This is a genomic window from Euzebyales bacterium (genome assembly GCA_035461305.1).
Lineage (GTDB): Bacteria > Actinomycetota > Nitriliruptoria > Euzebyales > JAHELV01 > JAHELV01.
The window spans coordinates 1-12,417 of sequence record DATHVN010000053.1; the positions used below are offsets into that span (position 1 = coordinate 1).

The following is a 12,417-nucleotide window of genomic DNA, read 5'->3' on the forward strand; positions in this document are numbered from 1 at the left end:
GGCAACCTCGACTCGACCGCGTCGACCGAGGTGCTGTCGTTCCTGCGGCGCTCCGTGCGCGACCACGGACAGACGACGGTCATCGTCACGCACGACCCGCACGCGGCCGCGTTCGCCGACCGCGTGCTGTTCCTCGCCGACGGCGGGTTCGTCGACGAGCTTCGCGACCCGACCGTACCGGTGGTCCTCGACCGGATGCGCCAGCTGGGAGGCTGACATGTGGCACGCAACCTGGAACCGACTCCTGCATAGCAGGCGACGACTGATTCTGACCGTGTTCGCCGTGACCATCGGCGTGACGTTCCTCACCGGCTCGCTGGTGCTGGCCGACTCGACACGCTCGGCGCTCGAGCGCAGCTACACCCAGGTCTACACCGACGTCGACGTGGTCGTGCGCGGCCCCGAGCCGGTCGGCGAGTCACCGTTCGGCAACGGTGCCGCGCCGCTGCCCGCGTCGACCGTTGCCACGTTGCGCGACGTGGCCGGTGTGGCCAACGCCGAAGGCCGCATCAGCAGCGTCGCGCAGGTGTCCGCCTCCAACGCAGCCGACGCTGCCGGCGAGCCGGCCATCGCCATGGCGGTTCCCGTCGACCCTGCGAGCGCGGCGGTCGAGATGCGTTCGGGTCGACTCCCGAGCGGCACACGCGACGTCGTGCTCGATGCCGACGGCGCGACCGCCCTCGGCGTGCAGCCTGGCGACCGCGTCGACGTGCTGCTGCCGGGTGGACCGGTCACCGCCACCGTCACGGGCACGGTCGGCTTCGGCTCGCTCGACGGACTCGCTGGTGGCACGAGGGTGCTGTTCGACCGCGAGACGGCCGCGACCCTCTTCGGTGATGCAGGCTTCGCCGACATCGTCATCCGGGGCGCCCCCGGTGTCTCGGCTGCCCTCCTCCGCGAAGCGATCGCCACCGCGCTCCCCGACGACGTGCAGGTCTTCACCGCCGCGCAGGCCGCGAGCCGTGACGCCGCCGCCGCGTCCCGGCAGACCGGGCTGGTCAGCGGCATCGTCCTGGCTGTGGCTGTCGTCGCATTGCTGATCGGGGGGTTCCTGATCGCCAACACGTTCCGGATGCTGGTCGGCCAGCGGTCACGCGAGCTCGCGCTGCTGCGCGCCGTTGGTGCCACCCGCGGGCAGGTCGCCCGCTCGGTGATCGCCGAGGCCGCGATGACTGGTGCGATCGGCGCGCTGGCCGGTGCGGCACTTGGCGTGGGCGCCGGGGCGCTGCTGGTCAGCACCTCGGCGGGGCTCATGCCGGGTGTGCCGCCCATGTCCGCCACGGTCACGCCCATGCCGATCGCGGCGGGCCTTGTCGCGGGGATCGCCGTCGCGATGATCGCCGGCCGAGGCGCCGCACGCCGGGCGCTGGCCGTGCCACCGGTGGCCGCCATGCGCGTGGTGTCGACGCCCGACGCGCGGCCGTCGCGGCTGCGTCTGCTCAGCGGCGTGCTCGTGTGTGGCACCGCGGTCGGACTCATCGTCGCCGGTGGCACCAGCGGCACGGAGTCCGTGCTCATCGGTGGTGCGGTGGCCACGATCGTGGCGACCGGCCTGCTGTTCCCGTTCATCGCGCGTCCCGTGCTCGCGGCGCTGAGCCGCCCGGTCGCACGTGCGGGGATGTCAGGCTCTCTGGCGCGACACCAGACGCTGGCCGCCCCCCGCCGCACGGGTGCGACCGCAGCCGCGCTGGCGGTGACGCTCGGTCTCGTCACACTGCTGCTGGTGTTCAACGCCTCCCTGGGCGCCGCGACGCCCACACTGTTCGCCGAACGCCAGCACGCCGAATTCACCGTCCGCTCGACGGCCCGCGAGGGTCTACACAATGCGCTGTTCGGCGTCGCCGACGCGCTCGACCGGCAGCCTGCCGTGGCGACGGCACGCGTCGTCACCTACGGCGAAGTGCGGATCAGCGACCCCACCAGCGACGAGACGCGCCCGCGGACGGCCGCGATGTACATCGTCGACCCGATCGCGGCCGCCGACCTGTTCGACGTGCGCGACACGGCTGGCGAGACCGCGTCGGTGGGAGCCGGCGAGATCGCCGTCCGCGACAGCGTCGCAGCCGCCAACGGCTGGCGCCCGGGTGACGGCCTCCGTGTGGTGTTCCCTGACGGTGCCACGTCGCAGCTGACCGTGTCCGCGCTCTTCGCGGGCACCGTCAGCACCGACTGGATCGCGGCCCCCGCCACGGTCGAGGCCCACCAGCCGGCCGCGTACCGCGAGGCGTTCGTCCGGCTCGCCGACGGCGTGTCGATGGCCGACGCGAGACCCGCGCTCGAGCAGGTCGTCGCGCAGGAGCCCTCGGTGACGCTGCTCAGCCGTGACGAACAGATCGCGCAGACCCAGGACGTCAACGACGGTTCCTTGGGGATCCTCACCGCGCTGTTCTCGCTGTCGCTGGTGATCGGTGTCGTCGGCGTGGTCAACACCCTGTCGCTGGCGGTCGTCGAGCGGAGACGCGAGCTCGGGCTGCTGCGCGCGGTCGGCGCCACGCGCGGGCAGGTCCGTTCCATCATCCGCTGGGAGGCCACGTTGACCAGCACGCTCGGCGCGCTCATCGGCGCGACGCTCGGCCTGACGTTGGCCTGGATTGCAGCCCAGGTACTGCCCGCGAACACCGCAGCCTTCACCGTCCCGGTGCTGCGTGTCGGCGTCGCCGTCATCGCGACGGCGCTGCTGGGCCTCACCGCCTCCGTGGTCCCTGCATTGCGTGCCTCGCGCACCGACGTGCTGCAGGCAGTGCAGTCCCAGTGACGACCACACGCCCGGCACAGTGGTGCTCACCGACATCGCGGACGAGCAGCGAGCAGGTCGCGACTTCCATCCGCGAGGAGGGAGGGGACCGCGATGTTCCTGCACGACGACGTGGCGTCGGAAGGATGAGTGGGCGACCGTGATCGCGCCGACGCTGCGCGAGCTTGAGTGGCTTCACGTGCTCGTGGCAACGCGGGCTTGGGTGATCTCGCAGCGATCGAGGAGACGACCAAGGTCGACCACGACAGCCCATCGCCGTCACCCAGGGTGGACCGCTTCGGTAGCGCGGGCTGGACCGCTTCAGTTGGCTGAAGGACTCGCTGTCGTGCGGTAGCGCTCGTACAGGTGGTTGCTGAAGCGCCCGTCGGGGTCGTACCTACGCTTCAGCGCAAAGAAGGCATCGACGTCGGCATATGCCTCATGGAGTTGCTGGTCGCTGTACCGCAGCTGGTAGGGAAATAGAACGTGCCACCGCGGGCAAGCGCGGCGTCGATGAGTCGTGTGGTCGCTGCGGCCATCCGCTCGTCGCCTTCTGACGTCGTCTTCTGGTTGACATAGAGGACGACGGCAAAGCGGTCGGTCGGCGCGTAACTGAGCATGATGTCGTCCGCGTGCACGACGCGGATCGATGCATTGACCAGCACGAGGTCTTCGTCGCGCAGCACGTCCCGGGCGGCCGCTACGAACGCAACGGCGTGATCTCGTGGGAGGAAGTACTCCTGCAGGATGTCGGTGTCGTCGGGAATCCTGTTACGTAGCGCCGTCAGGCTCGTGTACAGGGCCTGATTGCGGGAGATGAGGCAGGCTTCCGACTCAGCGAGGGCATCGCTGCGCGGCTCGCGGCAGGGTCGGAAGTGGGGCAGGACGTGCTTCTGCCCCGCCCACTTCAGCCACTGCCCGACTCGTCCCGTCTTCGACAGATTCAGCATGAACCTGCTGCCGGGAACCCACCCGATCTCGCTGAGCGTGGGCGCCTTCGCGTCGCGCAACCCTGTTGTGGAGTACGTGTAGAGGATGGCCTCATCCATGAATGTGCCCGGCGCGGTGGACAGGTGGGCGTACGCGAGGTGGACGCGGTCGTCAGTGGCGAGTTCGCGTTCGTAGATATCTGGGAACTGGTCTGTCGTGATGACACGCTGGTCGAAGTCGTACAGCTCGTTCGGGACGAGATCGAGTTCGACCGAGACGATCACGCCGAACACGCCGTAGCCACCGACGACCGCTCGGAACAGCTCCCTGTTGTGGGTACGGTCGACGTGCACGAGCCGACCGTCCGCAAGCACGACGTCCATGGAACGCACCGTCGAGGCAATCGACCCTGAGCGGTGGTCGGTGCCGTGCGCATTGACCGAGACCGATCCACCGACAGTCAGGATGTCCACCCCTTGCATCGAGGAGACGGACAGACCCCGCGGGTGCAGAAACCGCAGCACCTGAGCCCATGTCGCGCCGGCTCCCACCGTCAAGGTCCCGCGCTCCTCATCGACCGACATGTCAGTGATTCGGCGCATGTCGATCGCCAGCCCGTGCCGGGCGAAGGCCTGCCCACCCATGGAATGGCGAGCCCCTGAGGGCGTCACCTTGAGATCCTCACTCCCAGCGAATGCGAGTATGGCTCGCAACTCCTCGACGCTGTCAGGACGGACGACTCCTGCGACCGGCGTGCGGTTCAGGCAGCTGGCGTCGTTGACGGTTCCACCCCGCTGTATCAGCGCGACCGACAGCGCCTTCGCCGCCGGCAGCGCGGCTGCGACGTCCGCCTCGCCCACGACGACCTCGTGGCCGTCGATCGGATCACAGTCCTTCGGGCCCTCCGGCGTCCCCGCGTACGTGTCGACGAAGCGAGTGAACGTGACCGCGCCATACAGAAGGACCGCGGCCGCAGCCTTCTTCCAGTGACGGACCGCCACCCCCCGCGAATCGGGCTCGGTCGCGGGCCCGCGCGCCGCTTCCCGTTCCAGCCGCCCGCCTTCCTCGACGGCCCGTGACATGACACCACCGAGCGCGTTGCCCCCACCATTCTGACGCCTGCGTACGAGAGACGCCGTACGAACGTGGGGAAGGCGCTGTGGTCGTGACCCGCTGCGTCGGCAACCCTGACGAACGCGGCGCCTCGCGAAGCCGCCGCGGCGCTCCTCGATCCATGTGCCCTCGCCGCTGTCGACGGGCCGGCCAGTCCGACAGTACGGCGCTCGGCGTGTCTCCAGACGCGGGCTCAGTCCCGTCGACGTGAGTTGGGTTCGCGACAACAACCTTAGGTCCTCAGCCCCGGCGGACGGCCGCTCGACGGTTGTTCACGCCGAACTTGCGGTAGATGTGCCTGGTGTGAGTCCGCATGGTGTTCAGCGACACCGTGAGCCCGCGGGTGAGGTCCGGGCCGTCCAAGTTGGTTCCGAGCAGCCGTTTCCCCGCCTCGCCCGACCGGCTCACGGGAAGCCAGTTGTCCTGGACGGCGCGTCGGATTCGGTGAGCGAGCCCAGCATCCGGTAGGCCACGGCCCGCAGATGGGCGCGGTAGTCCTTGAACGATCCGCCAGCGCACCTCGTTCTCGTCCGTCGGTCACATTCTCTGGTTGCCAGGTGTCATTGAAGTGACCCGCAGAAACGACCGCTGTGACAGGCAACACCTGGCACGCCACCCCGACGCCCAAGGGAGAACACGATGCGAGTCTTCGTTGTGGGCGCGAGCGGTGCTATCGGCACCCGACTCGTTCCTCAGCTCAAGGATCGAGGGCACGAGGTGATCGGCACCTTCAAGTCGTCTGGAAACGCCCAGCGTGTACGGGCGCTCAGGGCGGAGGCGATCGCGCTCGACCTGCTCGACCTACCCGCTGTGCGCAGGGTCGTCCTCGAAACGGAGCCCAACGCGGTCATTCACGAAGCGACCGCGCTGGCGGATGCGCGCTTCTCCAGGAACCTCGACCGCAGCTTCGCGCCTACGAACCGACTTCGGACCGAGGGCACCGACGCGCTGCTGGCCGCCGCGCACGAGGCGGGCGTGCACCGGTTCGTCGCCCAGAGCTTCGCAGCCTATCGCTACGCGCGCGAAGGCGGGCCGGTCAAGACCGAGGAAGACCCGCTCGACCCCAGGCCGTCGGCAACGGCGCGCGAGACCAACGCGGCAATGCGCCATCTCGACCAGGTGGTCACGGACGCCGGCGGGATCGCCATTCGGTACGGCGGCTTCTACGGCGCTCCCAACGGCGGCCTGATCGAGCCCGTACGCTGCGGCGTCGTCGAGGTGGATGAATGAGGAGACGCCGCCGCCGTCGCCGATGATCGGGAACCGCCGCTTGCGACCGTGCTCGCGCTCGAACAACGACGGAGCCGGCATCTTCAACGTCGTTGACGACGAGCCCGCCCCTGGACGCGAGTGGCTGCCAGTGCTCGCGGAGGCGCTCGGCGCCAAGCCGCCACGCCACGTCCCTCGCTGGCTTGCGCGGCTGGTCGCGGGCGATAGCGCGGTGGTCATGGGAACCCAGTCCCGCGGCGCCTCGAACGCGAGGCCAAACGGGAGTTGGGCTGGACGCTGCGTTACCCAACCTGGCGTCAAGGCTTTCCAGCGGCCTACGGCCAGACCGCACCAGGCGCGGACGTAACCCAGCGGACTACACGCGGCGCCCGCAGCCTCAGCGACCGCAAGGTGCCGGTGAGCGCCGGCACCTTGCGGTCGCCAATGTCGCTCAATCGCAACTGGTCGGACGCGTGTGGAACCCAGTGGGCTGGCCGAAGCTTCGAATGTTTCGCAGTCTGAGGTTCCACTGTCGAGAGCAGCCTCATCTTCGCAGCAGTGTCGCGGCTGCTCGCTGCGAGGCCTACGGCCGGCTTCGCGCAGCGACAGGCTGAGCGCCACGTGACCGCCACCTCGGACCTCAGCCCGTCCGGGGGATTGCCTGAGGGCACTGGGGACCGCCTGAGGACACCAGTCCAGACGGATGCACCGCTGCGCGCGGCCGCGCTGCCCCGGTCAGTCCGGGACAGCGCGTTCAATGCACTGATCAGAGCCGTCCCACAACGGACAGACGTGGCGTGCGTGGCGGATGAACGCCTCGGACCACACCGCGAACAGCAGCAGGTGGAGGACCATCGCCAGCAGTAGGGGATCGGGTCGCAGCGCGCCGACCAGCACTGCGATGCCGGCTGCGATGGACAGGGTGAGCAGGACCACCTGCCTTCGGCGTGATCGTCCCGGGTACTGATGACGACCGCGACGCTGACCATCATGAGCGCGCTCGGACCGCTGATCAGCCACGCCGTCCTGGTCGACGCCACCGTGCCGGGATGGACAGCCTCATCGAGGACGGCGACCCACGTACGCCGACAGCGCCAATCTCGAACGGCGCGCAGCGCAGGGCGACGCCAGGATCAGCACGAGTGACAGCACCACGCCGACCAGCGTGGCCACCGTGCGTCCAGGGTGCCGCTCAGGATTGCGCAGGATCATCCGCCAGGTCGCCGGAAGCCGGTCGATCACCGGGAGTAGCCGCGTGATCATGCCGGTGCGGCCAGCCTGTGGGACGAGGCCGCGCATGGCCTCGGCGGGTGCCACGCGGGCCGCGGTCCGTGCGGGCAGCCAGGCGGCGACCGCGCCGGTGACGACGCCGAAGGCGACCCCGCCGACGATCGACTCCGCGTGCACATCGATGACGGTGGCTGGGAGGTTCAGCACGCTGGTGTAGGTCGAGGTCAGCTCGCGAGCGCCGACCAGGCCGAGCGGTACGCCCAGCGCGGCGCCGAGCGTGCCACCCGCCACCCCGTAGCCGAGGTAGTGCATCAGCACCTGCCGACGGGTGAAGCCGTTTGCCCGCAGCGTCCCGATGATCGGTCGTTCGGTCGTCACCCTGCGGCGCAGCAGCACGGCGGTCGCCATGCCCGCGCCGGCGAGGAACAGCAGCGGGAAGAACAGCGTCAGCCCCTGGAAACCTCGATGTCGTCCTGCAGCACTGCGTTGCTCGGCTGCTCGGCGCGGGTGGTGACGGTCGCTGCGCCGGCCTGCGTCGCGGCCCGTCGACCCGGTCGACGACGGCCGCGCGATCGTGGCCCGTCACGCGAACGAGCACCTCGTTCGGTCCACCCGTCAGCTGCGCCACCAGCGGCTGCGGCGCGAACAGCACGCCGAAGCTGTCGGGGGTTGTGAAGACCTCCTGCCGGCTTCGCGCCGGCCACAGATACTCGGCTGGCCGCGACGCCCGTGACCTCGACGTCCCGCCAGCCGAGTGGTCCCCGGATCGCCAGTTCGTCGCCGCGCGTCACGCCGAAGTGGTTCGCGAGCTGCTGCTCGACCAGCACGCCCTCCGACGCGGACGAGAAGCGCTCGCCCGACAGCACTTCGACGCGGTTGACGGCCGCCCGGTGGTCGACCGCGACGTCGAATAACGAGCGGTACGACCGGTCGAGGTTGCGGTAGGCGTCGTACGACGCGACGAGGAGCGCGGTGCCCAGCAGGATGAGTACGACGATGGCGACGAACTGCCCGAACTGGCGGTGGACGTCGCGCACGAGCTTGCGGCGCAGCGTCTTCACCAGGTCACCTCCGCGGCGTCGACGGGCCGCTCGTTGCGCTGGTCGTCGACGACGGTCCCGGATCGCATGCGCAGCACGCGGTGGGCCATCTCGGCGATCGCTGCGTTGTGGGTCACCAGCACCGTGGTGGTGCCCTGCTCACGGTTGCGGGTCTGGAGCACCCGAGCCCGACCGAGGACAGCGCCTGCCCCGTCGCGATACGGTCGCCGTGGCCGGCCAGCTCGACACCCAGCTGCACGTTCTCATGCGAGGCCGCCGCCATGAGGAACAGGCCACGCCGGTCGTCGTCGTCGAGGTGCGTCAGCGGGATCCGCCTCGGAGCCGTGCAGCGGCGGCCGTCCGACGCGGCGACAGGGCGATTCGGGCGTGCGTCAGCGCCTCTCCCCGTCCGGGATTGACTGCTCCACCGAGGGTCAATATGGTGACGCGAGTTGACTGACTGGTAGGTCAAGATTGTGAGCCACGGTCGAGCTGACGGTCTGCGCACAGCTCGTGTGTGCCGTGGTCGTCGAGGGTGGGGCCGACATGACGGATGTGAAACGGCCGTGGCTTGCGGTCTACGGTGACGAGATCACGCCCCGCGTCATCGAGGCGTCCCTGAATGACTTCTTCGACGACGCGGTGCGCCGGTTCGCTGACCACGTGGCGCTGACCGCCGGGACACGCCGCGTCACCTACGGCGAGCTGGCGGAGCTGGTTGGCCGCTTTGCCGCAGCCTTGGGCGGAGCCGGCGTCGCCAAGGGCGACCGCGTGGGGCTGATGTCGCCCAACACCGTCGAGTACGTGGTCGCGTTCTTCGGCGCGCTGCGCGTCGGTGCGGCGGTCACCCAGGTCAACCCGCTGTACATGAGTCGTGAGCTCACGCACATCCTCGCCAGCTCGGATGTGGGGGTGCTGGTCGTCGACGCGGCGGTGTACGACAAGGTGGGACCCGTCCGGGACGCCACGGCCGTGACCCGTGTCGTCTGCGCAGGCGAGCCCGACAGTGGGTTGGCCGATGGGGACATGACCTTCGAGCAGTTCATGACCTCGGGCGACGGGCCGGCGCCGCAGGTCGAGATCGACCACGCCCGGGATCTCGCGGTCCTGCAGTACACCGGGGGCACGACCGGCCTGTCGAAGGGGGCGATGCTCACGCACCGCAACCTGCTCAGCGCCGTGCAGCCCACCTACGACCTGCTGATGGGCGATCCGGGCGGGCTCCCCAACAACGCCAAGGCCGTCGCGGTGGCGCCGTTCTTCCACATCTTCGGCATGACGATGGTGCTGCTCGCCAGCTTGCTGTACGGCTGGAACATGGTGCTGGTCCGACGGTTCGACACCCGCGCCATGATGGAGCTCATCCGCGACGAGCAGCCGGCGGTCATGGCCGGCGTGGCGACGATCTTCACGGCGCTGCAGAGCCAGCCGGACCTCGAGGCGTACGGGTTCGACCGGGTCCGGCTGTACCTGTCTGGTGGCGCCAGCGTGCCGGTGAGCCTGCTCAAGGCGTACGAGCAGCGCACCGGGCGCACCATCCTCGAGGGGTACGGCATGTCGGAGGGCGCGCCGGTGACGTTCAACACGTACCTGCGGGGGTCGGTCGGGGGCAGCATCGGCGTGCCGATTCCCGGCACGGACGTACAGATCGTGGACGTGGAGACCGGCGAGCCGGTTGCCCGTGGCGAGCCCGGTGAGCTGATCTTCCGCGGGCCACAGGTCATGCAGGGGTACTTGGGCATGCCCGACGAGACCGCGGCGGCGCTGCGTGACGGGTGGTTGCACTCCGGTGACATCGCCGAGATGCGCGAGGACGGCTATCTGTTCATCGTCGACCGGATGAAGGACCTGATCAACGCCAGCGGCTACAAGATCTACCCGCGCGAGGTCGAAGAGGTCATCTACGAGCTCGAGGACGTCGTCGAGGTGGCTGTCTTCGGCGTGCCCGACCAGTACCGCGGCGAGACGGTCAGGGCCGCGCTGGTCACCCGACCCGACAGCGCACTCACCGCGGAGGACGTCGCCGACCACTGTGCTCGGCACCTCGCCGCCTACAAGGTGCCCAAGCTGGTCGAGTTCCGCGCCGCGCTGCCCAAGAGCGGGGCCGGCAAGCTGCTCAAGCGTGAGCTGGTGGCCGAGGCCGCGCAGCAGTCCTCGTCCTGAGGAGGTCGCCCACCACACCTGCACTGGCAGCTTGAGGCTCTCGGCGATGCGTCCTTCGAAGAACCTCGCTGGCACGCTCGTCGTCGCCGGCGTATGGGCCTTCACCGGCTTCGGTGTCATCACCCTCACCGCAGGACTCACGACCATCTCGCCCGAACTCGTCGAGGCGGCGAAGGTCGACGGGGCCTGACCGCTGCCGATCGTGCGCCATGTCCTCGTGCCCAGCCTGCGCGGATCACTCGTGATCATCGGCACCATCAGCTTCATCTTCGCGCTGCGGACCTTCGACATCGTGTGGGTCGTCACGCAGGGCGGACCGGCCACCGACAGCGAGGTGCTGGCGGTCCTGCTGTACCAGCAGGCGTTCCGGTTCATCGGCGACGCCGGCCTCAGCACCACAGTCGCCGTGATCATGTCGATCGTGCTGATCGCCGCCGCCTACCGGTACTTGCGCGGCGTGATCCAGGAGGAGCGACGCTGATGCGCTCGAAACGCTGGACCGCAGCCCCTCTACGCGGCCGTCACCGCAGCTGCTCTCATCTGGTTGGTCCCGGTCATGACCGCGTTGATGATCTCCCTGCGCCCGCCGGGCGAGACACGGCGGGGTTGGTGGCATCTCGAACCCTTCACGATCACACTCCAGCCCTACGTCGAAGCGTTGGAGGGCATGCCGCCCGGCACCGTCCGCAACACCCTCATCATCACCCTCGGCGCGGTGCTCGTCACGGTCTCTGGCGGCGTGCTGGCCTCTTACGCGATCGTGCGCATGCGATTCCGTGGGCGGTCCTGCTCTACTTCCTGCTGGTCACGACCAGGATCGTGCCGTTGCAGCTCATCCTCATTCCGCTGTTGCCGTGGACCCGCCAGCTCGGTCTCTTGAGCGGTCAGTGGCGACCATTCGTGGCGATCATCCTGGCGCACCCGGCGTTCGGAGCAGGTTGGGCGGTCTTCATGATCGCTTCATTCCTGCGGAACATCCCGGAGGAAGTGGCCATCATCGACTTCATCTTCGTGTGGAATGACCTGCTCTTCGCGCTCACGCTCTTCGGCACCCGGGGCGAGATAGCCACCGATCCAGGTGGCACTCAGCACCCTGCAGAGCCAGAACCTACCCGTCAGGACGTCGTTTCCGCAGCTGCCATGATGGCGATCCTGCCTCCGTTGATCCTCTTCGCCGTGCTCAACCGCTACTACGTCCGCGGGATGTTCGCCGGGGGCGCGAAGGGATGAGTGTCACCGTCGCCGCGCTCCAGGTGGCGGCTGCGGTCGGGGCGGTGGAGGCCAACCTGCGCCGGCTCGCGGCGCTGGTCGCAGGGATCGAGGCCGACCTCGACCTCGTGGTCGCGCCCGAGATGGTCAACACCGGGTACGACCTCGAGCGCGCCGATGAGCTGTTGTCGGTGGCCGAGCCATTCGACGGTCCGACCGTGGGCCTCGCCAGTGACCTTTCCGCGCGGCGCGACGCCACGGTCGTACTGGGCCTGCTGGAGCGTGGGTCTGACGAGCGCGTGTACGACACCGTCGTGCTCGCCCAGCCGGACGGCACGCTCGACCGTTACCGGAAGAGCCACCTGTACCCACCAGAGGCAACCTGGTTCACCGCCGGAGACGAAACAGTCACCGTGGCCAGTCCTGCAGGACACCTGGGCGTCCTCATCTGCTTCGAGCACGCCTTTCCCGAGCTCGCGACCACACTGGCGCTGCAGGGAGCGGAGATCCTCGTCATCCCTTCAGCAGTGCCGACGGGCTACGAGTACCTGCTGCGCCTACGCACGCGTGCACGCGCTCAGGACAACCAGATCTTCGCCGTTGCCGCCAACCTGACCGGTGGCACGTTCGCCGGGCGTTCTCTCATCGCCGATCCACGTGGCGAAGTCGTCGCTGAAGCCGGTACTGACGAGCAGGCACTCATCGCCACGCTCGACCTCGACGCCATTGCCGCGGAGCGAAGCCGGGAACCGGCGCTCCGCATGCGCAGGCCAGAGCTGTACCGCTGAC

13 protein-coding genes are annotated in these 12,417 nt (G+C 69.1%); 8 read left to right on the plus strand and 5 right to left on the minus strand.

Features of this window, described 5'->3' with window-relative positions; translation table 11 throughout:
* The coding region (locus VK923_05160) for a hypothetical protein (GenBank protein HSJ44057.1) at positions 1-216 on the plus strand (216 nt) is incomplete at its 5' end.
* Between the two features lie 58 nt (positions 217-274).
* A complete protein-coding gene (locus VK923_05165; GenBank protein HSJ44058.1) occupies positions 275-2,755 on the plus strand; it encodes an FtsX-like permease family protein in 2,481 nt (826 codons plus the stop codon).
* 383 nt (positions 2,756-3,138) lie between these two features.
* Here VK923_05165 and VK923_05170 read toward each other — a convergent pair whose 3' ends face one another.
* Positions 3,139-4,746, minus strand: coding sequence for an FAD-dependent oxidoreductase (locus tag VK923_05170; GenBank protein HSJ44059.1), 1,608 nt, complete (start codon positions 4,744-4,746; stop codon positions 3,139-3,141).
* A gap of 670 nt (positions 4,747-5,416) precedes the next feature.
* Here VK923_05170 and VK923_05175 point away from each other — a divergent pair.
* On the plus strand, positions 5,417-6,007 hold the full coding sequence (locus VK923_05175) for an NAD(P)-dependent oxidoreductase (protein HSJ44060.1): 591 nt from the start codon (positions 5,417-5,419) through the stop codon (positions 6,005-6,007).
* A 714-nt stretch (positions 6,008-6,721) separates the two neighbouring features.
* On the opposite strand, the gene VK923_05180 is transcribed toward VK923_05175, so the two are convergent.
* The 4 genes from VK923_05180 to VK923_05195 all read right to left on the minus strand — a co-directional run bounded on the left by VK923_05180 (position 6,722) and on the right by VK923_05195 (position 8,438).
* Positions 6,722-6,922, minus strand: coding sequence for a hypothetical protein (locus VK923_05180; protein HSJ44061.1), 201 nt, complete (start codon positions 6,920-6,922; stop codon positions 6,722-6,724).
* A gap of 123 nt (positions 6,923-7,045) precedes the next feature.
* Entirely contained in the window at positions 7,046-7,666 is a 621-nt protein-coding gene (locus tag VK923_05185) for an ABC transporter permease (protein HSJ44062.1), read from the minus strand.
* Positions 7,663-8,277 (minus strand): hypothetical protein, encoded by a 615-nt coding sequence (locus VK923_05190; GenBank protein HSJ44063.1) that lies wholly within the window; start codon positions 8,275-8,277, stop codon positions 7,663-7,665. Before VK923_05190 ends, VK923_05185 begins: the two co-directional genes overlap by 4 nt.
* Complete coding sequence (locus VK923_05195) at positions 8,274-8,438, minus strand: hypothetical protein (GenBank protein HSJ44064.1); 165 nt, start codon at positions 8,436-8,438, stop codon at positions 8,274-8,276. Before VK923_05195 ends, VK923_05190 begins: the two co-directional genes overlap by 4 nt.
* A 364-nt stretch (positions 8,439-8,802) precedes the next feature.
* Here VK923_05195 and VK923_05200 point away from each other — a divergent pair, with 364 nt between their 5' ends.
* The 5 genes from VK923_05200 (at position 8,803) to VK923_05220 (ending at position 12,416) form a co-directional block, all read left to right on the plus strand.
* On the plus strand, positions 8,803-10,419 hold the full coding sequence (locus VK923_05200) for a long-chain fatty acid--CoA ligase (protein HSJ44065.1): 1,617 nt from the start codon (positions 8,803-8,805) through the stop codon (positions 10,417-10,419).
* Between the two features lie 46 nt (positions 10,420-10,465).
* Positions 10,466-10,609, plus strand: coding sequence for a hypothetical protein (locus tag VK923_05205; protein ID HSJ44066.1), 144 nt, complete (start codon positions 10,466-10,468; stop codon positions 10,607-10,609).
* 51 nt (positions 10,610-10,660) lie between these two features.
* Positions 10,661-10,900 carry a hypothetical protein gene (locus VK923_05210; GenBank protein ID HSJ44067.1) on the plus strand — a complete coding sequence of 80 codons (240 nt, stop codon included), beginning with the start codon at positions 10,661-10,663 and terminating at the stop codon, positions 10,898-10,900.
* A 344-nt stretch (positions 10,901-11,244) separates the two neighbouring features.
* On the plus strand, positions 11,245-11,649 hold the full coding sequence (locus VK923_05215) for a hypothetical protein (protein HSJ44068.1): 405 nt from the start codon (positions 11,245-11,247) through the stop codon (positions 11,647-11,649).
* Positions 11,646-12,416, plus strand: a complete 771-nt coding sequence (locus VK923_05220) for a carbon-nitrogen hydrolase family protein (GenBank protein ID HSJ44069.1) — start codon at positions 11,646-11,648, stop codon at positions 12,414-12,416. The genes VK923_05215 and VK923_05220 overlap by 4 nt, the downstream gene beginning before the upstream one ends.
* Position 12,417 lies beyond the last annotated feature (1 nt).